This window comes from Bacillus sp. 16GRE42, assembly GCF_019837435.1.
GTDB lineage: Bacteria > Bacillota > Bacilli > Bacillales > Bacillaceae_G > Bacillus_A > Bacillus_A wiedmannii.
Genome location: NZ_JADAXF010000004.1, coordinates 95,321 through 118,548, shown reverse-complemented (window position 1 = coordinate 118,548; position 23,228 = coordinate 95,321). Strand labels below are relative to the sequence as shown.

25 protein-coding genes and 2 other annotated features are annotated in these 23,228 nt (G+C 35.3%); of the genes, 13 read left to right on the top strand and 12 right to left on the bottom strand.

Features of this window, described 5'->3' with window-relative positions:
- Window positions 1-98 precede the first annotated feature (98 nt).
- Both ILS93_RS21135 and ILS93_RS21130 read right to left on the bottom strand, forming a co-directional pair.
- The gene (locus tag ILS93_RS21135; RefSeq protein ID WP_222661215.1) at window positions 99-1,793 is read right to left on the bottom strand and encodes a methyl-accepting chemotaxis protein; all 1,695 of its coding nucleotides are present in this window, start codon (window positions 1,791-1,793) and stop codon (window positions 99-101) included.
- A gap of 412 nt (window positions 1,794-2,205) precedes the next feature.
- Complete coding sequence (locus tag ILS93_RS21130; RefSeq protein ID WP_001072278.1) at window positions 2,206-3,024, bottom strand: class I SAM-dependent methyltransferase; 819 nt, start codon at window positions 3,022-3,024, stop codon at window positions 2,206-2,208.
- A gap of 111 nt (window positions 3,025-3,135) precedes the next feature.
- Window positions 3,136-3,406, top strand: a binding site (T-box leader).
- A gap of 50 nt (window positions 3,407-3,456) precedes the next feature.
- Here ILS93_RS21130 and metG point away from each other — a divergent pair.
- The gene (metG, locus tag ILS93_RS21125) at window positions 3,457-5,091 is read left to right on the top strand and encodes a methionine--tRNA ligase (protein ID WP_222661213.1); all 1,635 of its coding nucleotides are present in this window, start codon (window positions 3,457-3,459) and stop codon (window positions 5,089-5,091) included.
- A gap of 41 nt (window positions 5,092-5,132) precedes the next feature.
- Here the strand turns inward: metG and ILS93_RS21120 are convergent, their stop codons facing one another.
- The 5 genes from ILS93_RS21120 to ILS93_RS21100 all read right to left on the bottom strand — a co-directional run bounded on the left by ILS93_RS21120 (window position 5,133) and on the right by ILS93_RS21100 (window position 9,561).
- A complete protein-coding gene (locus tag ILS93_RS21120; RefSeq protein WP_064476256.1) occupies window positions 5,133-6,035 on the bottom strand; it encodes an EamA family transporter in 903 nt (300 codons plus the stop codon).
- Between the two features lie 139 nt (window positions 6,036-6,174).
- Window positions 6,175-7,617, bottom strand: a complete 1,443-nt coding sequence (locus ILS93_RS21115) for a sensor histidine kinase (RefSeq protein ID WP_000201984.1) — start codon at window positions 7,615-7,617, stop codon at window positions 6,175-6,177.
- Complete coding sequence (locus ILS93_RS21110) at window positions 7,595-8,260, bottom strand: response regulator transcription factor (protein ID WP_000148838.1); 666 nt, start codon at window positions 8,258-8,260, stop codon at window positions 7,595-7,597. Before ILS93_RS21110 ends, ILS93_RS21115 begins: the two co-directional genes overlap by 23 nt.
- Before the next feature lie 365 nt (window positions 8,261-8,625).
- Window positions 8,626-9,087, bottom strand: a complete 462-nt coding sequence (locus ILS93_RS21105) for a L,D-transpeptidase (protein WP_000735052.1) — start codon at window positions 9,085-9,087, stop codon at window positions 8,626-8,628.
- Between the two features lie 30 nt (window positions 9,088-9,117).
- Window positions 9,118-9,561: a DUF3978 family protein gene (locus ILS93_RS21100; protein ID WP_000388758.1), complete on the bottom strand. Its 444-nt coding sequence runs from the start codon at window positions 9,559-9,561 to the stop codon at window positions 9,118-9,120.
- Between the two features lie 413 nt (window positions 9,562-9,974).
- Between ILS93_RS21100 and ILS93_RS21095 the strand changes: the two genes are divergently transcribed.
- On the top strand, window positions 9,975-10,589 hold the full coding sequence (locus ILS93_RS21095) for a DedA family protein (protein WP_088047827.1): 615 nt from the start codon (window positions 9,975-9,977) through the stop codon (window positions 10,587-10,589).
- 55 nt (window positions 10,590-10,644) lie between these two features.
- On the opposite strand, the gene ILS93_RS21090 is transcribed toward ILS93_RS21095, so the two are convergent.
- Window positions 10,645-11,439: a hypothetical protein gene (locus ILS93_RS21090; RefSeq protein ID WP_064476257.1), complete on the bottom strand. Its 795-nt coding sequence runs from the start codon at window positions 11,437-11,439 to the stop codon at window positions 10,645-10,647.
- 164 nt (window positions 11,440-11,603) lie between these two features.
- Between ILS93_RS21090 and ILS93_RS21085 the strand changes: the two genes are divergently transcribed.
- From ILS93_RS21085 to ILS93_RS21070, 4 genes are all read left to right on the top strand, one after another.
- Entirely contained in the window at window positions 11,604-11,825 is a 222-nt protein-coding gene (locus ILS93_RS21085; protein WP_088047828.1) for a helix-turn-helix transcriptional regulator, read from the top strand.
- Window positions 11,815-12,522, top strand: coding sequence for a DUF3169 family protein (locus tag ILS93_RS21080; protein WP_064476332.1), 708 nt, complete (start codon window positions 11,815-11,817; stop codon window positions 12,520-12,522). Before ILS93_RS21085 ends, ILS93_RS21080 begins: the two co-directional genes overlap by 11 nt.
- Window positions 12,523-12,564: 42 nt before the next feature.
- On the top strand, window positions 12,565-13,617 hold the full coding sequence (locus ILS93_RS21075; protein ID WP_064476333.1) for a site-2 protease family protein: 1,053 nt from the start codon (window positions 12,565-12,567) through the stop codon (window positions 13,615-13,617).
- Window positions 13,618-13,713: 96 nt separating this feature from the next.
- Window positions 13,714-13,854, top strand: coding sequence for a DUF3985 family protein (locus tag ILS93_RS21070; protein WP_000404783.1), 141 nt, complete (start codon window positions 13,714-13,716; stop codon window positions 13,852-13,854).
- Window positions 13,855-14,100: 246 nt separating this feature from the next.
- Here the strand turns inward: ILS93_RS21070 and ILS93_RS21065 are convergent, their stop codons facing one another.
- Window positions 14,101-14,487: a DUF3938 domain-containing protein gene (locus ILS93_RS21065; protein WP_001077775.1), complete on the bottom strand. Its 387-nt coding sequence runs from the start codon at window positions 14,485-14,487 to the stop codon at window positions 14,101-14,103.
- Between the two features lie 461 nt (window positions 14,488-14,948).
- On the opposite strand from ILS93_RS21065, the gene ILS93_RS21060 reads away from it, so the two are divergent.
- Window positions 14,949-15,470: a GNAT family N-acetyltransferase gene (locus tag ILS93_RS21060; RefSeq protein WP_064476258.1), complete on the top strand. Its 522-nt coding sequence runs from the start codon at window positions 14,949-14,951 to the stop codon at window positions 15,468-15,470.
- Between the two features lie 110 nt (window positions 15,471-15,580).
- Here the strand turns inward: ILS93_RS21060 and ILS93_RS21055 are convergent, their stop codons facing one another.
- Window positions 15,581-16,474 carry a YitT family protein gene (locus ILS93_RS21055; RefSeq protein ID WP_000530035.1) on the bottom strand — a complete coding sequence of 298 codons (894 nt, stop codon included), beginning with the start codon at window positions 16,472-16,474 and terminating at the stop codon, window positions 15,581-15,583.
- 276 nt (window positions 16,475-16,750) lie between these two features.
- Between ILS93_RS21055 and ILS93_RS21050 the strand changes: the two genes are divergently transcribed.
- From ILS93_RS21050 to ILS93_RS21040, 3 genes are all read left to right on the top strand, one after another.
- Complete coding sequence (locus ILS93_RS21050) at window positions 16,751-17,035, top strand: hypothetical protein (protein ID WP_000394931.1); 285 nt, start codon at window positions 16,751-16,753, stop codon at window positions 17,033-17,035.
- A 28-nt stretch (window positions 17,036-17,063) separates the two neighbouring features.
- Complete coding sequence (yidC, locus tag ILS93_RS21045) at window positions 17,064-17,846, top strand: membrane protein insertase YidC (RefSeq protein WP_222661211.1); 783 nt, start codon at window positions 17,064-17,066, stop codon at window positions 17,844-17,846.
- A gap of 129 nt (window positions 17,847-17,975) precedes the next feature.
- Window positions 17,976-18,791 carry a hypothetical protein gene (locus ILS93_RS21040; RefSeq protein ID WP_222661209.1) on the top strand — a complete coding sequence of 272 codons (816 nt, stop codon included), beginning with the start codon at window positions 17,976-17,978 and terminating at the stop codon, window positions 18,789-18,791.
- Window positions 18,792-18,872: 81 nt separating this feature from the next.
- Here the strand turns inward: ILS93_RS21040 and ILS93_RS21035 are convergent, their stop codons facing one another.
- Entirely contained in the window at window positions 18,873-19,100 is a 228-nt protein-coding gene (locus ILS93_RS21035) for a hypothetical protein (protein ID WP_064476261.1), read from the bottom strand.
- 166 nt (window positions 19,101-19,266) lie between these two features.
- Window positions 19,267-19,503 (top strand) — a binding site (T-box leader).
- A 65-nt stretch (window positions 19,504-19,568) separates the two neighbouring features.
- On the opposite strand from ILS93_RS21035, the gene ILS93_RS21030 reads away from it, so the two are divergent.
- From ILS93_RS21030 to ILS93_RS21020, 3 genes are all read left to right on the top strand, one after another.
- Window positions 19,569-20,885, top strand: coding sequence for an APC family permease (locus tag ILS93_RS21030; RefSeq protein WP_064476262.1), 1,317 nt, complete (start codon window positions 19,569-19,571; stop codon window positions 20,883-20,885).
- 106 nt (window positions 20,886-20,991) lie between these two features.
- A complete protein-coding gene (locus tag ILS93_RS21025) occupies window positions 20,992-22,176 on the top strand; it encodes an MFS transporter (protein ID WP_098103575.1) in 1,185 nt (394 codons plus the stop codon).
- Window positions 22,177-22,257: 81 nt separating this feature from the next.
- Window positions 22,258-22,440 carry a hypothetical protein gene (locus tag ILS93_RS21020; RefSeq protein ID WP_222661355.1) on the top strand — a complete coding sequence of 61 codons (183 nt, stop codon included), beginning with the start codon at window positions 22,258-22,260 and terminating at the stop codon, window positions 22,438-22,440.
- Between the two features lie 27 nt (window positions 22,441-22,467).
- On the opposite strand, the gene ILS93_RS21015 is transcribed toward ILS93_RS21020, so the two are convergent.
- Window positions 22,468-23,226, bottom strand: a complete 759-nt coding sequence (locus ILS93_RS21015; RefSeq protein WP_064476264.1) for a TrmB family transcriptional regulator — start codon at window positions 23,224-23,226, stop codon at window positions 22,468-22,470.
- Window positions 23,227-23,228: the final 2 nt, after the last annotated feature.

Here is a 23,228-nt window from a genome sequence, read left to right as displayed (position 1 = left end):
AGAGATAGAAAGAGATATTTTAAAGTAAAAAAAGAGAGATTGTAAATCCCTCTTTTTAATAGTTTGTAGGTCCTAGAAGTATAAATGAAAGTTTCGCTTTAAACGTTTGTTTTGAAATGAGAAACGAGAACTTCAAGTTCTTGTACAGTCGTTTTCATTTCAGAAGCTTTTTTAGCAACGACACTCATTTTGTTTACTTGGTCACCAGCCGAAGTTGCTGTTTGTGATGTTTCGGCGGCAACTTCATTTGAAATAGAAGCGATGTTATTTAAAGCTGTATTCATTTCTTCTGAACTTGCGGCCATTTCTTCAGCAGTTGCAGACATTTCTTGTATTTGTGTAGAGACTTTGTTAATGTGGTTAACAATTTCCGAGAATGAAGATCCAGCGGTACGAATGACTGTAATTCCTTCCGAAGCCTCTGACTGACCTTGTGTCATCATTTCATTTGCTATTTTTGTGTCAGCTTGAATTTGATGAAGTAAATGGTTAATGTCAGTTGCTGCTAGCTGAGATTGTTCAGCAAGTTTTCGTACTTCATCGGCAACAACGGCGAATCCTTTTCCATGTTCGCCAGCACGAGCTGCTTCAATTGAAGCATTTAAAGCGAGTAAATTCGTTTGTTCCGCGATATTAGAAATGGATTGAAGTGCAGTATCAATATGATTCGTATGTGTAATGAGTCGCTCTACTACTTGTGATGTAGCGTTAACAGCTTCGTTAATTGTATGCATTTGTGTAATAGATTTCTCAATGACTTTATTCCCACTATCTGCTTTTTCTGAAGTTGTAACAGCTAGGCTAGCAACAGAGGAGGCAGATTCTGCAATACGCTGAACACTCGTTGTCATATCGTCCATTGCAGTTGAACTTTCTTCGATACTTGAAACTTGTGAACGAATATTATACGCAAGAGCATTCATAGTTTCTTCGGTTTTTGCTGTATTCTCCATAGAAGCAGTGGTTTCGATAAACACATTTTCAGACGCTTCTTTTACACTTGTTGATGTTTGTTGCACTTGTTTTATGATACGTTGTAAGTTAGCGAGCATTTGATTAAAGGAATTGGCGATATCACCAATTTCATCTTTACTCGTTACGTGTAATCTAGCAGTTAAATCGCCATCTTGAGAGGCTAATTCTTTTAATTTCTCATCAATTTGTCGTATCGGTTTAACGAGTTTACCAGAGAACCACCATGCTAATAAAATAGATGTTAACGTACATGTAATAAGAGAGAAGAAAATAATATATTGAATAAGAGATGAAGAAGACTCTACGTCAGCAATTAATGCGTCACGTTTATCATTTTCTTCATTTGCATATTTAGTAAAACGGCTTAAAAGATCGTTTACATAATCGGTTTGAGCTAAAGCGATTTTGGATGCTTCGTCCCATTTTCCTTCGCGAGCGAGAGGGAGGGCTTCATTATCTATGACGCTTCGCCATTTTGCTCCCATTAAAATCGCTTCTTTCATTCCTTCTGGGAGTTTTTTATCACTTGTTACTTTCTCTCTAGTATCAGCAAGTTTTTTTCCTTCTCGGTTGAATTTATCCAATCCTTTTTGATCATGTGACAGTAAATATTCTTGTAAACCGGCAACTTGTGCTTGGAACCAATCACCACGTTCTTTTAAAATTGTTGCTCGTTTAGATACATCATTTTTTAACGTTTCAATTTCGCTTGCTTGGTTCATAGCGAATGAAAGAATAACAATAAGAGCAATACTAAATAAAGAAGAAATGCTTAAGAGTGTGAACAGTAGTTTTTTGCGAATACTAACATATTTCATCGTTATCCCTGCCTTTAAAAACTATTTATTATGATTTATAAATATTAAGAACGACATTAATAAAAACACCATTATGAAGTTATTAATCTGTTCAATGAAAATTATAGCAGATAATGGAAGATGGCAGATTGATAAGAGGAAATGTTCTTAAAATGTATACATTTGTATATCAAAAAATTCATAAATAAAAATGAGAAATGCTATTGTAATTTGAAATAACATCATGTATACTTCTAATTAGTTGATAACGATTATCAGTATCAACTATGAACATTACTCTTCGTTATGTTGGTCATACCCCTTTTTGACGACGTAAGTCAGAGACGAAATGTTGAAATATCTTGTGTCCTATTCTACAGAATTATGGTAATCTCCAACCTCAACTTATATGCGTGAGCATGCAAAAAGGATCCTATCCGTGAAGGGATCCTTTTTTGCATGCTGTCGCAATTAATGTATATAGACCTGGTATATGTTCTTCAATTCCTTCCGGTGCAGTAGGAGGGAAGACCCACCTTTGATGAGACCCGTGTTCTTCAATTAGTTTTTCAACTTTAAAATGTTCTTGTGCAAGTGTTGTAATAATTTCTCCTAGCGTCCAGCGACGGATGGTTGTTTTAGGCAATGATTCTTTCTGCGCTTCTGTAAGAAGGATGCTATAAGCCACATCATCTTCAATCAATTCTTCATCGAAATAATTTCCATTGGCCCGAAATGATGGGTGGTCTACTCCTAATAATTTCGTGTAAACAGGATGATAGTCACGAAGGATAAGCGTTCCATCTCCTTTAAGCATGGTAGCAATTTTTTGAAAGAGCGGTTTTAAATCTAGAAAGTAATGGAGTACACCAAGTTCCAGTAATACGATATCAAATGATTCGGAGAGCTGCACATTTAGTACATCAGAAACGACATACTGGATAGAGACACCTGCTGCTTCCGCAAGTTCATTTGCATATTTTGCATTACTTGCTGAAATATCAACAACTGTTACATCAGCGCCTAAAAGAGCGAGAGCAACGGCTTTATTTCCTTTTGACCCGAGTAAGTTAATAATACGTTTTCCTTTTGGAGATTGTATGTAAGGTAAATAGTGTTCTACTTCGCGCACGGGATCTTTCATAAGCTTTTTTGCATAATCGGCTGGTGCCCCGTGGCGATTCGTCCAAGCTTCATAAGCAGCTGCATTCCAGCTTTTTTCATTACGCGTGCTTAGTTGTTTTTGATTCAATCGTATCACTCCTTTTGTGAACGTATATTTATTCTGCGGGAGAAGGGAATTTCCTTTTTTTGAATTTAAGTTTGATTTTTCTGCAATTAAGTCGTAAAATACGTGTTATATATAAAAGCGTTGAAAAGGAAAAGTAGAATGAAATCATTCTGTCCAGAGAGCTTCGGTAGCTGAGAAGAAGCAAGAATATTCATTTGAACAATGGCCTTTGAGCTTCGTCCTGAACTTATTAAATGATAATAGTAGGCGGCGACGAGAGTTGGTACTCGTTATCAAAACCACAGTATAAGAGCATATAGCTCCGTACTTGTTAAGGCTAATTATGTGAGTAATTGGCGAAATAAGGTGGTACCGCGACTGTTTATACAGCCCCGCCCTTATCTTTTTAAGATAAGGGCGGGGCTTTTTTATATTTAAAAGGAGGAATGTAAGATGAGTATTTTTATTGGAGGCGCTTGGCCGTATGCAAATGGTTCGTTACATCTTGGACATATTGCGAGTTTGTTACCTGGAGATATTTTAGCACGTTATTACCGGGCAAAAGGTGAGAATGTGTTGTATGTTTCGGGAAGTGACTGTAATGGAACACCGATTGCAATTAGGGCAAAACAAGAAGGTGTGACGGCGAAGGAAATTGCTGATAAGTATCATGAAGAGTTCCAGCGATGTTTTCGTAGCCTTGGTTTTACGTATGATTGCTATACACGTACAGATAGTGAGCACCATCATGAAACTGTGCAAAATGTCTTTTTACGTTTATTGGAAGAAGGCTATATTTATAAAAAAACAGTGGAACAAGCGTATTGTGAAACGTGTACGCAGTTTTTACCTGATCGTTATGTAGAAGGCATTTGTCCACATTGCCATGAAGCAGCAAGAGGAGATCAATGTGATGCGTGTTCAGCTATTTTAGATCCACTCGATTTGTTAGAAAAGAAATGTAAGTTATGCGGTAGTACGCCATCCGTACAGGAAACAGAGCATTTTTATTTTGCATTGCATACATTTCAGCAGCAAATTAAAGAGGCAGTAGAAATCGCAAAACAAGAAGGAACATGGCGTGACAATGCGATTCAGCTAACAGAGAGATATGTAAAGGAAGGATTACTAGATAGGGCCGTATCACGTGATTTACCAATCGGGGTACCAATTCCAGTAGAAGGGTATGAAGATAAGAAAATTTACGTATGGATTGAAGCAGTGACAGGATATTATTCGGCGAGTAAACATTGGGCTGAAGAAACAGGGAAAGATGATCAAGAGTTTTGGGATAAAGAAGCGAAAACATATTATGTGCACGGAAAGGATAATATTCCGTTTCATTCCATCATTTGGCCAGCAGTATTGCTTGGAATAGGAGAAGGAGCAATTCCTCGTCATATCGTTTCAAATGAATATTTAACAGTTGAAAAAAGAAAGTTATCTACAAGTAAAAACTGGGCAGTATGGGTGCCTGACATATTAGAACGCTACAATCCAGATTCTATTCGTTACTTTTTAACAGTAAATGCACCAGAAAATCGTGATACTGATTTTTCATGGCGTGAATTCATTTACAGTCATAATAGTGAATTGTTAGGTGCATACGGGAACTTTGTGAACCGGACATTAAAGTTTATTGAAAAATATTATGATGGCATTGTGCCGCAGGGAAGTATTGATGTAGAACTGAAAGATAAAGTAGAAGGATTATATAAAAATGTAGGAGAGTTGATTGAGCAAACTACATTTAAGGTGGCGCTAGAAACAATATTCGATGCCGTACGTTTTGCAAATAAATACTTTGATGAGAGGCAGCCTTGGAAACAAAGGGAAGATGATCCAGTTTCATGCGAAGAAACGATTTATAACTGTGTGTATCTTATCGCTAATTTTGCAAATCTCCTTGAACCGTTTTTACCATTTTCAAGTGAAAGAGTTAGAAACACGTTATCGATTGTGAACCGAAATTGGGAGCCTCAAAATACGTTGCCGAATAGAATTAATAGTGTGCAACCACTATTTGAACGAATTGATGTAAAACAAATCGAGCATGAGATAGAAAAGCTATATGGAGCAGTAAAGTGAGATAGAGAAAAAGACCTTTCAAATCAATGAAAGGTCTTTTGTTACGCACTATGCACGCTACTATGTTTCTTTTCTTTCCTAGCCGTAAGCATCTGAGGAATAAAAATGCCAAGTAGTATAAAGAGTATCCCAATCCACTGCATGAAGGTTACGACTTCATGTACAAGTGTAATAGAAGCGATAATGGCCGTTGGTAATTCAGCTGCTCCTAGTATTGTACTAAGTCCTGTTCCTACTTTCGGTACACCAATTGAAAAACAAATGACAGGTACGACAACGCCGAACAATCCGAGGAAGAAAGCGTATTTCCAAAGACCGGCTTGCAGGGCACCATCCGTTAAAAAGGTTGGCGGGAAGAATAGGCATACGATAAGAGTAGCACTTGTTGTCATAAGAAAGCTTTTCGTATAAGGCGGAACTTCTGTAGCAACACGCCCGCTTGCAAAAACATAGAATGAAAAAGAGACAGCGGCTAATAGACCAAAGATAATACCTTTCGTGGAAAAGTTTTGTCCGAGACCTTCAAAGACACCGCCTGCAAACAATGTTCCAGTAAATAAAATAATGATAGATATAACTTTCTCACGGCTTGGTAATGTTCGATTAGCGATTGCTTCTATAACTACACCAATCCATGTGAACTGGAAGAGTAGGACAACAGCGATAGATGCTGGTAGTTCTTCTACAGAAATAGCGTAGAAGATACCAGTCATACTCATTGTTGTGCCAACTGTTAGTAAGGAAAAGAATTGCTTTTTTGTTACTTTATGACGTGAAACGAAAAGAACGAGCAGAAGAAGCCCAATCCATCCGAAGACATATTGTCCTCCTAATAGTTGATGTGCTGAAAATCCATCAATGAATCCGAGTTTGAAAATCGTTGAAAGTACGCCGTAGCTACAAGCTCCGAATAAAACAAGTAATGAATACTTAAATTTCTCCATGAAAATCCTCCTTTTAAATAATAAAAAACGCCCGCTATCCAAATAAGGACAACGGGCGAACGAAACAGAGTAAGACACTCTACAAAATTCCGCCACTCATACGAAGTATGAATTTGGGGTATGAAATTGTAGTAGGTTTTTACATTGCTTTTGGAAATACAATGGAGCATTTTACACCTTGAGGTGTGTTTTGTATCCCATAAGGAAACTGATGCTTATCTAGTATTTGTTTTACAATGTATAACCCAAGACCACTACCTTGTACTAAGCCGTGTTTGTCAGGGTTTGCGCGATAGAATGGTTCAAATAAATGGGCGAGTTTATCTTCATCTATTTGTGAACCTGTATTTAGTACTTCTAATGCGTAACCGTTTGGCTTTTCATAAAGCTTTATATATACATGCTGATGGTCAATTGTGTAATGAATTGCATTTGAAATAATGTTAAAAATAGCAGTTTGAATAAATTTAGGGTCAGCTAAAATTTGTACATCTTGCTTAATGTTAGATTGAACATTTAATTGCTTTACAGATACAAAGTAATCTACTTTCTTCATAACATCCTCAATAATAGTAGTTAATGAGATAACTTTTAAATCAGGTTTAAATTGAGGGTTTTGTATTTTGGATAATTCCGACATTTTTTCCGTTAATATGTTAATATCTTGCATCATTTCATAGGAACGTTTTAAATATTTATCTCTATCTTTATAAGCTCCAATTCCGTGAATCATGCCATCTAGTTGTCCCATAACGGCTGCGATTGGTGTTTTTAATTCATGGGATACCATAGACATAAATTCTTTACGAGATTGTTCTAATTGTTGTTCTCTCTTGAGCTCGTTTCTTAAATCTTGATTGCTTGCATGTAAATTCTTCACGATATTTGGGACCTGTGAAGCAGCTACTTGTAAATTAAAATCAGTTTGGTCTGTATTTTTGTTAAGTAGCTTTTTATCTGAGAAATCAAGATTCATAATATCTTTTAAAGCATCGCTCATAAATTGAAAAGGTTTGGCAATTAGTTTTGTATAAATTAAAGATCCGAGTAAAGATAATGCAAGCATTGTCGCGCCAATATGTGGAGCTAATTGCTGCAGTACATCTGTTAATTTTGGATTATCTTGTGCATCATTTGTTTTACTTGCTGCATTTTGTTTATGTAAGGCATCATTAGTAGCGACTTGCTTTTCCATCTCTGTAAGTGGAGCAGAAGTGCTATTTTTCCCCGTACTACTTTGTGTATGTTCTTTTGCTTTTGCAGTTTGGCTAGGCTGCAAAAGATGATTGATAGCTGTAGAGAGTGATTTATAATCTATAATAGAAGATTGGAAATTAAAAATGTCTCCCTGTGATACAGCTTTATTTTGATTCGTTTTACTTTGGTCGTTTTGTTTGTCTGAATCCGCTTGTTCTGTAGACAGCGCTCCATTTTCTTTTGCAAAACGTTCTTTATCGTAGTTTGAAGCTAGGAAGTAAATAATTTGATAAAGACAAAGTGATAAAAGAATACAAAATAATAAGGTTTTGATGAAAATATTTTTGGTGATGTTGTCTGTGCTACGATTCGATTTTGTAGCCAATGCCTTTCACCGTTTTAATATAAGGAATCCCTAATTTTTTTCTTAAGTTTTTAATATGTGTATCTATAACTCTTACATCACCATAATGTTCATAGCCCCATACCTTATTCAGCAAATCACTTCTTGATAATACTTTTCCCCGATTTTGCAGTAAAGTATAAATAATTTCAAATTCCTTTGTTGTTAATTCAATTTGATTACCATGAACATAAGCGGCATATGCTGTAGAATTTAACATCAATTCACGGAATTGTAGTATAGTTGCGGTTTCTGCTTCCTTCGTTGCTGCCCTTCTTAATACAGCTTCTACACGTTTAATAAATACGGTGTAATGAAACGGTTTCGTAATATAGTCATCAATACCTAATTCAAATCCTTTAATTTCACTTTCTTCATTATGTAAGCCTGTTAACATAATAATCGGTACATCAGATTGTCCTCGCATAATTTTACAAATACTATAGCCATCTATATCTGGTAACATCACATCAAGGAGGACAAGATCGTATGAATTTTTTTGGAAAAGAAGTATACCTTCTGTTCCAGCGCCAACGACATCAACGGTAAAGTTTTGTGCCATTAGAAATTCACGAATTAGTTCTTGTATATCTGGGTTGTCTTCAATCACCAGTATATGCGTCATAGTAACACCTCCTAAATAACGCTTTTTACTGCAATATTCGAATTCATCATTTTTCCGATGACTCAGATTGTTTATACATATAATAAGCCCCCGCCATAAAATAATCATGAAAGTAGCAAGGGGAGTTGTTTTAGTGAAACTGAATATTTAAGAATTACAGTAATTCTATTATAGTATGTATTGTAAAATTTATAAAATATTATAACTGTATAATTTTAATATCCATGTTTATCAATGTTTAGATGTTACTTAATACAATCTATCCCTATTATATATGTAAATACAGTTGTTTTGCTACTGTAAATGAAGAAATAAAATAAGCCAAGATATAAAATTCTTGGCTACACGTAAATCGTGTTGTTAGGTTATTTTACAGTGACAGTAGCCTGCTGGGGAATACGCTCAAATAACCAGTGTATATCATTGTTATACATACGAATGCAACCTAGTGTTGTCCATTTGCCAATTGCCTGATTATTGTTCGTACCATGAATCGCATAAGTTGTTCCGTAAGTTCCTGCCATGTTTAGTCCGAGCCAACGGTCACCCAGTGGATTACGTGGATCGCCGCCTTTAATTTTGCCTGTATAATAAGGACGATTTTTAATTTTATTTACGATTTGAAAAGTACCTTTAGGTGTAGGAGTAGCTGCTTTTCCAGTAGCGACAGTAAAACTCTTTATAAATTTTCCATTTTGATAATAATCCATTTTATTTAACTGCGTGTTTACAATCAGTTGATCGTTCGTTGTAGCTGCCTCAGCATTTGTGAATGGAATAGTTAAAAATCCTAATGATAATAGTGCGCTTAATAATAGTTTTTTCATTATATTCTCCTTTTTACTATTGTAATAGTCTTACATACAATGAATTTGCAATCCTCGTAATACTTTATTTACATTTTCATCTAATGTTTCAAAGAAGGTAGTAATCTTTGGATTTTGTTTGTTGTTTTTATCAATAAGTAATCTTTCATTTAGTAAAAGTTCACCATGCAGTCCAAAACTTTGAACTTGAATATTTAGCTCATCTTCAGTTTCAGAAATAATTGGTAAGAAGTAGTGGAAAGCTTTCGTTGGAATGATGTAACTTTTACCAATCATGCTTTCTTGATTTGAATTAATCCATTTTTTCGTAACAATCTTAATGTTCTTTTTTGAAACGATAAAAGACAGTGTTGTAGATTTTGTTAAACTTACGTCAAATTCACTTGTTTCACATATGTGTAAATTAAAAACGGTTTCATTTTGGTGAGATTCAACATTTGTATTAATAAAATCGTGCATTTTATAAGCTTCCATTTCTTATTCACCCTTTTTTTAATTTCGAAAAGCGACTTATATTTATTCAATTTAATGATTAGTAATATATTAGTTAAATTTTTCAACAAATTCCGCTATAATCTTACAATACGTATATGAAGCTAATATGAAGTTAGTATGAGTTTGTAGTGGTTTTTTATTGAGAACGAAATAAGGTGATTTTTAAGTGTTAAAAAATGGATGAAAAATGTATATTAAGGCCAGGTTTCTCACGGTATATATTTGTTAAGTTGTTTTTAAATGAACGTACATAGAAGTAAATAAAGAACAGAAAACTTTAGTGTGAGCCTTACAAAAATGTAATAAAAATGTAAGCTATTGTGATAGTTATTTCGACAATTTTTTTATACAATAATAGTAAGAAGTTGTACGTGATTGAAAGGAGAGATGACATGGAGTGGGTTCATGAATTATTTCAGCAGTACGGGTACTATGTTGTACTTGTTGGTTTGCTGTTAGAATATATTGCACTTCCGTTTCCGGGAGAGCCAACGTTAGCATATGCGGGGTTTTTAGCACAGAAGGGCGATTTAAGTTTACCGATTTTAATTATCTTATCCTTTATTGGGACAAGTGTAGGAATGACAATTCAATACTTTTTAGGAAATAAATTAGGTATGCCCTTTGTTCAAAAGTATGGGAAATACGTATTTTTAACACAAAGAAAAATCGACTTAACAAGAATGTGGTTTGATAAGTATGGATACTTCCTTATTTTTATCGGCTTCTTTATTCCTGGTGTACGTCATTTTACAGGATATTTTGCAGGAATTATTAACTTACCATTCCGTCGTTTTGCAATTACAATTTACTCAGGTGCTCTATTTTGGGTATCATTCTTCTTAATCGGTGGTTATTGGTTAGGTGGAAACTTACATGACATCTTTGGAGTGCTAGAAGATCATATCGGTAAAATCATTGTTGGAGTTATCGTTATCGTAGCAATTACGTTAGGTGTTCGTTTCCGCAAACAGTTAAAACGAGTATTGTTACAAAACGCAAGTTAATATGGAATCCATTCTATGTCAGAATTTAGGAAGGCAGTGCAAAAGCACTGCCTTTTTATTTTATATTCCAATCTATTCTCAACTTTCCTTTTAACTTATTGCCATTAACTATAATGTAATACGTTCCCGTCTTAATTGCTGCAAATTGGTATGTATTAGGACCGTTTGAAGCTAAATAATTTTCTTCCTCTTGAAACTCACTAGCCATTTTTACGGCTCCCATGTAGCCATCTGGATTTTCAGCTCGTGATTCAATGGTAAATTCTAATATGTCACCTCGTTTTAGTTCAATGGGGACTTTATGTTCACCACTAAAATGTTGAAAAGATGCTTCGAAAGAGTTTTCTGTTTTTGTTTCGACCCATTGTTCTTTTGATGTTCCAATCTTTCCTAGATCGATTAAGTTGATTGTGATAAATATAATAAGCATAATACCTGGCACGACATATTGTATCCACTTAAATTTTGTTGCTATAACTGCACATAAGTAGAAAAAAAGAGAACACACTGCTCCAATTGATCCGAGAAACAAGAACTGTATTAGACTAGCTTCTTTAAATATTAGGAATGGAAGAGAAAATAAATAGCCGCAAAAAATATAAAGGCATAATGTCTTCAGTCTTGTATATGTTTTTAATTTCAATTTATCGATGCAAATAGAACAAAAAATTGCATATGCCGCAAGAATAGGAACGAAGGGAACATATAGTAGTTCTCGTAATCCAGCTAAGAAACTATATAATGTTTGTTGACTAGTTGTTAAGAGAAGCGTGCTAATAAGTAATAATAATAATAATAAAGCTGCTGTAAGCTTAGTAAGAATGTAAGAAAAGGTAGATGTTTTCTTCATATGGAACCTCCTTTGTTTAATATTTCACATTCATTATATAAGTTATTTTCATCATAATACATCATTATTTTTGTCAATTATTATAGTCGTAATGACAATTATAATTGACGAAGATAAGGATATTATTTACAATTTTAATTAAATAAATGAAAAAGAGGGAAGACATGAAGCTTCAAAATCGAGTGAGGGAATTGCGAGCAAAGTATCGTTTATCACAAGGGGATTTAGGGAAAGCGATAGGATCATCACGGCAAACGATTAGTTTAATTGAGCGCGGGGATTATGCACCATCTATCGTATTATCGTTAAAAATCGCACAAATTTTCAATGTACCGGTGGAGGAAATATTTACGTTAGTGGAGGGGGAAGAGGATGATGAAGAGTAAACGAAAAAAACAATTTGATTTTGTGGGGAAAATAGCATTAAGTATGATGGGTGGCTTTTTAACATCTTATATAGCTTTAAATTTACTCTCGGATGAACCGAGAAAATTATCATCTAATACATTTATAGGTGTATGTACTATTTTTGGAATCTTAATGATGTACTACACTTGGAAGAATACACGTATGTTAGCGGAGGCACGCGATGAAGAAGAGAGCGTACAAGGCAGAAAGTTAGGTATTATAAGTATATATTTACGTGTAGGTGATATAGTTACCCAGGCATGGTTTGTATATGCAGTTATTACATGTAGACGTGCACTGTTGCAGGATACAAATGTGTCATTTGCAGTGTGGAATTTAGTAGCTGCTATTGTCTGTTTGACTATTGTAGTGGTTATCGGGCTCATAACAAAAAATCGTTATAATAAGTTATATCCTGAACAAGGTGTAACATATATGGAATCTATGAAAATGTGGACGAAAAACGCAGATGAAGGATTAAAGCACATTGTGCATGAAGCTGGATACAAAGCGTATGAATTTACGAATACAATATTAGCATATGTATGGTGGGCTGCCGTTATATATACAGCGGCTAGTGATATCGATTTTGTATTAATTGGCTTAATCTCATTTATTTGGATATTGCATCTCGGAAAATTCATGTACGAGATGCAGAGAAAAATGATTTATTAAGGGGAGAAAAAGGTGGATATTTTAAGAAGGCCAGCTGGTTCTATGACGGTGGCGTTAGTTTTGTCCATTTTATACGGAGTAATCCGAACTGGAAAATTAGAAACAATGCTGAACATATGGGCATTATTGGCTATTTTTCTGTTAGTGGTAATCATTCATGAGTTAGGACATGTCATATTCGGCGTAATGGGTGGTTTGACATTTAAATTTATGACAGTAGGGCCTATTACTGTTCAAAAAGAGAAGGGGAAAGTACGTATTCGAGAAAATAAATTATGGGCGTACTTCGGAGGCGTGGCAATGTTAATACCGCCTTCTATAGTAACACCGAACCTTTCGAAAAAATGGGCATGGATGACTTTAGGTGGACCGATAACAAGTTTACTATTTGGTATTACTTTTGGTTACATATACATGGTAAGTTATTATCAATATCTGTTATATTTTTCTGTTTTCCATTTTATCATTTTTGCGGTTACAATCGTACCGATAAAAGGAACGCTTATGAGCGATGGTATGCAATTTCTTATTTTAATTAAAGATGATGAAAAGGCGAAGCAGCATGTATATAACATTCAAGTATCGAGTGAGTTATTTAGTTATAAGAGGCCGAAAGATTGGGACGAGAGATTAGTAAAACTTACCGAAGATAAAATAAAAGAACATAAAAGTATAAGAGAGATCATGAGCGGACTTATGCTTGTCTTCCTTGCCCGGTCGGATCAAAAGGGAATGGAAAGAGCGATACCATATATAGAACAAGTTGCCCAGCTCCCTGTAACGAAAGAAAATAAATATTTCGTTAGCAGTTTTCACAGTTGGTATCTTTTATATAAAGCTCTTTATGAGATGGATCGTCTTTCTCTGCAAGAAGCGAAGGTGCATGGGAAGGCCATTACAAAAATAGACCTACATGGGTATTATCGAGCACAAGCAATTGTTACATATGCAGAGAATGATTTAGAAGCTTCCCGTATGTATATGAAGAAAGCCGATAAAGAATTACAGAATGCTGAAAAGAATGAACTGGGATATTTACAATTAGAGAGAGAATGGTTTGAGCAGTTGAAAGAGAGGGTATCTTACGATGGGTAAGGTATCCTCTTTTTTCTATGTCGTCTTCTGCCGTTCCATAAAAAGTCTGGGGCGAGTAAAATAAGATTAGAAGAGCAAAGCTTGGGGGAATTCTAGATGGAAATTTTAACGATTATTTTAATAGTCTTGCTCATTTATGCTGTTTTTAAAGTAGCATATGTAGCATTAAAGATACTCGCGATCCTATTAGTTATCTTTTTAATCGTAGAGTTCGGCAGTAAATTGCTTGGGGGATAGGGTATATTGTACGCTTTGAATGTCGGTAAGTCGATATGTTGTGTCGAAGCGTCGATATAATGAAAAAATCGCCGATATAAGTGGAGAAATGATCGATATATTTGAAAAATCGTTGATATATTTTAGTGAATACTAAGTGGGGTATGTGGAAAAGAAGTTGCCATGAGGGTAGCTTCTTTTTATTTTGATAATGGGTATGAACAAGAAAGAATAACAAACAAAAAAGCTGGAAGATATTCTTCCAGCTTACGAGTTACTTTCAATTTGGCGACCGTTTTCTTCTTCATTGTCTTGTAAAAGGTTGAATACGTCTGCTAGGCAGAATGCAATGAACCAAGTCCATAGACCGTGGAAGAAAGCTGAGCTTAATTGAAGTGGTAATGTATAGTTAGTCATTGAGTAGGAAATACATCCGCCAACGATTCCGATCATTGTTAATAACATTGTTTTTTGTGCATTTTCTTCTGGATTGAAGAGGAAGTAAATGTATCCACCTAAAATTGAAGCGCTTACAAGCGTTTCGATTCCATTAAAAATGATATTCTCTCCAAGCTGAGTGTTTGTCCAGAAGCAGATTGTTCCGCCGATAATAGCAAACAGGACAGCTATTGTATATCTTATATATTGATTCATATGTTCATCTCCTTATGTAATAAGATGATTTGGAAGTCAAAAAGGTAGGTATAGTATATTGAAGTGAATTTTAGTTGTACGTATCTTTTTATAAAAAGATCATGGAAGAATAACTAAGATGATCGGTTTTTTAAACCGTTACGTGTATGGTGTTTGAAATATACCTGACTGCTCGTTTCTTTTTGCTTGTAAAAATAAGAGAAACTTCCAAGTCTATATACTCTTTTTTTGTGAGTCTGCTTTCATTATAACACATTTAGGGCCACAATAATAGAATTATCTGATTTTGTAATAAGTGTAAAAAATAAAAATCGCAAGGAAATACCACTAACAATGCAATTTAGTGGAAGAAGGATTTTAATTTATTATGATGAAATATGTAATCAAGGTGAGATTTAAGAAGGAAGCTTACATACTATAAAAAATGTTTTGTAGCATGAATGTAAGGGAGGAGAGCTAACTTGGAGATCACAACAGAAAGATTAATAATTAGACCTTTTAAGAGTACTGATTTACAGGATGTATTTGCTATTTATAATAATGATGATACATGTAAGTTCCTATTACATAATAAGTGGACTCATGAAGACATGCAGAAAAAATTTAATAAGAAGCTAGCAAACAGTGTACTTACTGAAGAATCAATATTAAGTTTGGCAGTTATATACAAGGCTAAAGTAGTTGGTGATTTATCCGTATGGTACACAAATATGAAAGATACTGTTGAGATTGGTTATAGTTTTTCAAATGAAGTAGCTGGGAGAGGTTTGGCAACAGAAGCAGTAAGTAGTTTGGTATTTAAATTATTTAATGAATTTAATGTACACCGTATACAAGCTAACCTTGATGCACGTAATACTGCTTCAAAAAAATTGTGTGAACGAATAGGTATGAGAAAGGAAGCCCATTTCATACAAGATTTTTGGAATAAAAATGAATGGACAGATAGTTTTGTATATGGAATGCTATTCTCCGATTTGTAGTAATAAACTTCGTGATTTTATTATGCTAAAGGGTGCGTTAGTTGCATAACAAAGGGCATAACATATTATATATGACTAATATGTTATGCCCTTTCATGTATTAACCTTTTTTATATGCGTTTGAAACGGCCGACAATTTCAACTGTTTCAGTAATGTTCATGAATGCTTTGTTATCCACTTGACGGATAATACGTTTCATTTCGCCTAACTCATAGCGAGTCACGACAGTGTAAATCATTTTTTTCTTATGGTTTGTATAGCCGCCGACAGCATCTACCATTGTCACCCCGCGTATGCCGTGATGCAATAGTGCGCTTTTTATTTCCTCGCCTTTTTCTGTAACTGTCATTATCGTTAATTTAATATGTTTCGTATGCACAGCATCGATAACTTTGCTGACTACAAACCGGCTAATTAACGTATAAAGCGTAATATCCCATCCGAAAATAAATCCTGCTGCAACAAGTAAGATTAAGTTGAATCCAAAGATGATTGCTCCAATTGAAATATCTCGATGTTTCGCTACAATCAATCCAACAACATCAAAGCCACCTGTTGAAGAAGCAAATCGGAATATGATCCCTGAAGCTGCTCCACAGATTACACCACCGAAGACAGAAGATAGTAAAATATCGTCTGAAACTTGGTGTACAGGGATAATGTTCATCGCTAACGATGATACAGCTACAAAGTACGCTGTTAAAAAGGTTGTCTTCTTGCCTAAGTAAAAGTGACTTAAAATAAGAAGAGGAATGTTTAGTAAAAAGATAAGTGCACCGATATTGTAGTGCATTAAATAACCGATAATCATCCCTACACCAGCGAATCCACCGCTAATCATGTTATGCGGGATAAAGAACATATTCATAGAAATTGCATACAAAATAGAGGCTACGAAAATAACAACCAACTGTATGATAAATTCTAAATGGAATGTTTTAGCTGCTGGGAAGGATAAAAAGGCGGTGTCGGGAACGTAATCGGCGTCTCCTAGTTGACCCATAGTATGTTTCATCTCCATATTCATTTTTGATTACAAGAAGAGAATAAAGGTTTTTTCAAAAACTGGCAATAGTTTTATTATAATGCAAAAATTTTATAAATTTCTAACAAATTAAACCTATACAAGGATGCGTGTGAATATACTAAAGAAAGCGAATACATTAGTTTTTTAGCATAGTTTTCTTGAGAAAATATGCAAAATACTTTTTTGACGATAAAAGGAAATAGAGAATGTTTGTGGAATGTGCTAAAATGACCTTATTAAGGATGTGAAGCGATGGAATTTTTATTGCAGGATGCAATTCTATATATATCGTTTGTAACGACAGCACTTTGTTTATTAGAAGTTTTCTTCCTTGCTAATGTTTCTCGCTTTGTGCGTCAGCAAGCATCAAGCGGTAGACAAAGAGCTTTTAAACTAGTTAATACGTGTGAAGAGGGTACTGGTAATGTATCGCTTTTCTCTATTTTTTATAAATATGGAATGATTCGTTCTGTGCGCAGACAAGAATCCAGTGAAGAGAATGACGAGGTCGGTCCGTATACACCAATGTTTCGCTAAATAATTACGAAACATTGGAGGAATGAACATGTTAAAATCATACCGAGCTGTGCTCGTTAGTTTATCATTATTACTTGTTTTTGTTTTATCTGGTTGCAGTAATGCAGCCCCAATTGATGCACATAGTACGGGAGTTTGGGATCATTATTTCGTATATCCAATCTCGTATATGATTCAATTTGTTGCTCATCATATACCAGGAGCTAGCTTCGGGATTGCTATCATTATTATGACGCTCGTTATTCGTTCAGCCATGATTCCATTAGCTGTTTCGCAATATCGTAGTCAAGCGAAAATGAAGAAAATGCAACCTGAACTGCAGAAGCTGAAACAAAAATACGGTGATGTGGGTAAAGATCTTGAAAAACAAAAGCAGTATCAAAAGGAAATGTCGGAACTAATGAAATCAGGCGGTTGGAATCCACTTGCTGGTTGCTGGCCAATCTTTATACAAATGCCGATTTTCTCTGCTTTGTATTATGCGATTAGCCGAACAGAAGAGATTCGCACATCTTCATTTTTATGGGTGAACTTAGGACATGCAGATCCTTATCATATATTACCGATTATCGCAGCGTTAACGACATTTATTCAGATGAAAGTTTTCCAATCTAATATTACACCTGGAGAACAAGTACAGATGCTGAAAATGCAGCAAATTATGATGCCGGCAATGATTCTATTTATGGGATTTGCGGCGCCATCAGGACTTGTGTTGTACTGGATAACGGGTAATTTATTTACAATGATACAAACAATTGTATTAAGAAGAATAATGGAACGTGAAGAATTACAATTACAAAAAGCTTAGAACAACACCGCTCGGGATGAGCGGTGTTTTTTGGTTAAGTCGTTAAGGAAATGTTAAGAAACCAACATTACTATAGGCATTGTATACGATAGTGTACATGCTTTAGAAATATGAAGGAGGAAATTTCCTATGAAGAAGAAAACAGTTGGGTATTTAGCGATTGCAGGTGCTTTATCATTCGGAATCATTGGAGGAGTCGGTATTCCGGCATTCGCGGCAACGAATACTCCAGCAGCTGAGCAGTCTACAAAAACGGCGAAAAAAGATTTGGATGACGCTACAAAACAAAAAGTAAAAACGATTATGGACGATACAAAGAAACAGTTGAAGGAGTTAGGTGTAAACCTTCCAGAGAAAGAAAAACGGAAAGATATGTTCGCTAACTTAGACGAAGCAACAAAAGAAAAAGCGAAATCAATCTTAGAACAAGAGAAATTCGGCAAACTAACACGTGAACAAGCGCAAGAAGAATTAACAAAACTAGGCGTGAAGTTCCCGGAAAAGGGTAAGCATGGAGATATGTTTGCTAACTTAGATGAAGCAACAAAAGAAAAAGCGAAATCAATCTTAGAACAAGAGAAATCCGGCAAACTAACACGTGAACAAGCAAAAGAAGAATTAACAAAGCTAGGTGTGAAATTCCCTGAGAAAGGTAAGCATAAAGACATGCTTGCTGACTTAGATGAAGCAACAAAAGAAAAAGCAAAGTCTATTTTCGAACAAGAAAAATCCGGGAAATTAACTCATGAGCAAGTAAAAGAAGAATTAACAAAGCTAGGTGTGAAACTTCCAGAGAAAGAGAAGCATGAAGACATGTTTGCGGGATTAGATGAGGCAACGAAAACAAAAGCAAAAGCGATTTTAGAAAATGAGAAGAAACAATTAGAGGCGTTGAATGTGGATCTTCCGCATCATAAGATTTTTATGAAAAAAGATGAGAAATAATTGAGTGAAGTCGTATCTTTCGTGTGGGCAACCGGAAGGTACGTGCGAGGACCGATTTCTGTTAGCAGAAATCGGTCCCTTTTAATGATTCAATAAAATTTTTTTCATTGTTAGTATGTATCCAAAGACGCAGTAGAAGATTGCAAAACCGATAAACACTTCTGTATATTGGTATTTACCTAATACATAGAAGGCAGCAGCTGGTATAATAGCTACCGCTAAAATGCTATAACCAGGATACTTGTGCCTGTACATGATAGCGAATAGAACAGAAAGAAACGTAGCGATGATACAAAAAACAGCAATCATTATTGGTGCACCTCCTATATAGATTGTACCATTTTTAGGGAATTAGAGAAGTGTCGTAACTTCTGTTATAATATAAGAAGAGAAACATTTCTTATGTTATATAAAAAAATATATTGATTTTTTCTAACAATTCAATATAATGAACAATAACTACAAAATTCGACATCAAGAAGTGATGATGAGGACATGATCAATTTTTTACGATTCTCAGAGAGGGAAGCCTTTGGCTGTGAGCTTCCTAATACGGAAAACTGGATTACCACCTCTGAACTGCAGCAGTGAACGGATACCTAGTAATTGCTTGCCGGCAAAAACCGTTATTTAGACTTGAGAAATTGGTGAAGTGTGTTACTTTGCGAATTGAAACAAGGGTGGAACCACGAATACAACACTCGTCCCTTTTTTAGGGAGGAGTGTTTTTTTATTTCATTTTTGCATCACACTAGAATTGGAAGGAGGATACGCAGCATGCATCATGATGAGAAGAACAAAATTGGTTTAACAGTAGCACTTTCTATCGTAGTAGGAACGATTATTGGATCTGGTGTGTTTATGAAACCAGGGAGCGTATTAGATTACTCAGGGAGTTCTAATATGGCTATTCTTGCTTGGGTAATTGGTGGACTATTGACGCTAGCCAGTGGTTTAACAGTAGCTGAAATTGGAGCGCAAATCCCGAAAAATGGTGGGTTGTATACGTATTTAGAGGAGATTTACGGAAGCTTTTGGGGATATTTATCAGGCTGGATGCAAACGATTGTTTATGGACCAGCTATTATTGGAACATTAGGATTGTACTTTAGTTCTTTAATGATTAATTTTTTCTATTTAGATAAAGTATGGAATTTACCAATTGCTATTGGAACAGTTGTGTTCCTTGGCGTTGTAAATAGTCTGGGAACAAAATACGGAGGTATCGTTCAAACAATCACGACAATTGGGAAAATGATTCCGATCGTATTAATTGTTGTACTAGGTTTTTGGAAAGGGAATAGCGATATATTTAATGTAGTAGTGCCGATATCAGAAAATCAAAGTATCGGTATGGCAATTTTAGCAACATTATTTGCTTATGACGGCTGGATTCTACTTGCTTCGATTGGCGGAGAAATGAAGAATCCAACAAAGTTATTACCGAAAGCGATGACAGTTGGGATTTTAATTGTAACGGCTGCTTACGTACTAATTAACTTAGCGTTATTAAATGTATTACCAGCAGCGAAAATTGTAGACCTTGGAGAGAATGCAACAGCGACAGCTGCGGGCATGTTACTTGGAGAATATGGCGGAAAAATCATTAGTATCGGTATTATCGTTTCTATTTTCGGTTGTTTAAATGGAAAGATTTTAACGTTCCCACGTATTCCGATGTCGATGGCAGAGCGTGGACACCTTCCGTTTTCTAAGTTTATCGCAAAGGAAAGTCCAAGATTTAAAACACCAGCAAATGCGATTACTGTTGAAATCATTTTAGGAATTATTTTAATGATTATTAGTGATCCGAATAAGCTATCTGAGATTTCCGTATTCATTATTTATATTTTCTATGTAATGACGTTTATTGGTGTCTTCATTTTAAGAAAACGTAACAAGAATAAAGAGCGTGCATACAGTGTACCGTTATTCCCGATTGTACCAATCGTTGCGATTTTAGGATCATTGTTTGTACTTGGAAGTGCGATTATTAATGATCCGGTAAGTTGTTTCTTATCAATTGGAATTGTCTTTACTGGACTGCCGGTGTATTGGTATTTAAATAAGAAGAACAAAAATAGTGTTTCATAATTAGAAGGCAGGCGTATGATACGCCTGTTTTTTTACTGTAAAAAAATTGTACTTGTTTTCAATTTCTATTTTGGTTACTATAGTCGTAGTAACCAAAATAGAAAGCGTGGGGAAAAACTTGAATTTTCGTGTGTATATTTTAGCTATCGCGGCTTTCGTAGTCGGAACGGTTGAGCTAATTATAGGAGGAACGCTCGATCTAGTTGCCAATGATTTAGGAGTATCTATTAGTGCAGCTGGTCAGCTTATAACAATATTTTCAGTAGTGTTTGCTTTATCAGGTCCGGTTTTATTAGCGGTAACTGGAAAATTTGAAAGAAAAAGATTATACATTGGGGCATTATCAATTTTTTTAATCGGAAATATTATTTCAGCATTTAGTGTGAATTACGGGATGTTAATGTTTTCAAGGGTTGTTTGTGCAGCGAGTGGTTCGCTTATTATTGCACTATCAGTAACACTTGCTTCTAGTGTTGTAGAACCGCATTTTCGTGCGCGTGCAATTGGAATTATTTTCATGGGGATTAGTGGATCGCTCGTACTTGGAGTACCACTTGGACTTGTACTCGGAAATGCATATGGATGGCGTGCACCATTTGTATTAATTTCGGTATTAACAGTTATAGCAATCGCTTGTATTTCATTATTCTTAACGAAAGTACCACCGACATCAGTGTTATCAATAAGAGAACAAATTGCTACGTTAAAAGATAAGAAAATCGTAAGTGCACAGTTAACATCATTTTTATTTTTAACGGGGCATTTAACACTATATGCATATTTAACACCATTTTTAAAAGATGTGATGCACGTGGAAGCGGATTGGATTAGTGTATTTTACTTCATTTTCGGAATTGCAGCGGTACTTGGAGGCGGTCTTGGGGGCTTGCTTGCTGATAAATGGGGATCGAAGAAAAGTATTATTTCCATCATTATTGTATTTGCATGTGCAATCTTTATATTACCAATGATGACATTCTCATTCCCGCTGTTCATTATTATGATGGGACTTTGGAGTATGCTGAGCTGGGCTATTTCGCCAGCGCAACAAAATTATTTAATTGAAATTGCGCCAGAATCAGCTGGTATTCAGCAAAGTTTAAATAATTCTGCCCTTCACTTAGGAATTGCACTCGGTTCAACAGTAGGCGGAGTTGTTATTGAAAAATCATCTGTTATATATAACGCTTGGGTAGGAGGCGGCTTTATTATATTAGCGCTGCTTTGTGCGATTTTCTCTATTACGAGAGGACGTTCTGCTCAGTTTGCGAAGGAAGAATCTATCGTTTGATAGGTTCTTTTTTTATTTGTAAAAAATTGCAGGTTTTAGTAGGTATATGGAGAAAGTTGTATGCAGCGAGGTGATAGAAAAATGATGTTTAATTTCTCGATATTCGGTATAATACTTGCACTATTGCCGATAGTTGTAGTTGTTTTTGTATTAGAGTGGATTCGTTGCATCTATCAAAATTCAGAGAAACAAGTGGAGCAAAATGAGAAAATTATTGAGCTGTTGATGGAGATAAAAGAGGAAAATAAAAAGGAGTCTAGGTGAAGAACTAGACTCCTTTTTTGTATGCAATTAATACCGCAACTTCCGCAACAAACTTTTAATTTCCTCATCTTGCATGAAGAGATCCAGATGCTTCTCTGTAATTTTTGCAAGTGCAACGTCGTGATAGAAGAATTCTGTAAAGAACTTTACGAAAGGTTGTGACATTGTTTTCATCGCTTGCCATGACTCTTGCTCTACACCAGCAAATAAAATTTCGCGGTCGTCAACGATTAGCAGCAAGTAGCGTTCTAATGCATTAGGTTCTTCAGTTGGGATTAGAAAATGCATGTTTTCTAAGTCTGTTTCTACTTGTCCAACTATAAGGGACTCGAGTTTGACGCCTTGTTTTGCTTTTTCTTCTAATGAAGAAAGGTATTCTAAAAGAGTATCATTCCAAGCTGAAATGCGAATCGATTCTTTTGCACTTTCGATGAGTTCCTTACTTTGCACTCGAATAGAAGATTGCATTTTTAAGCTCCACACACGGTCATCTGTAAATGATTTTTTCGATATATTTGTTTCCAATTCTTTAATATTTGATTGGAATTCTGTCGTTAATTTTTCAATTGCTAGCTTGAGTGGTAAAGCTGTATACAGCTTTTTCTTTTCTGAAACAGAATCCATTACCATCCCTTTATCGATCAGGCGTGCTAGCACTTCATATATTTTTGCTTTTGGAACACCAGAGTGCTTCACAATCGTTGTAGCATCTAGTGGTTCGTTGCTTGATACGACAACTTCATAAGCTTGGCTTTCATATTGTGAGAAACCGAATTTTTGTAACATAG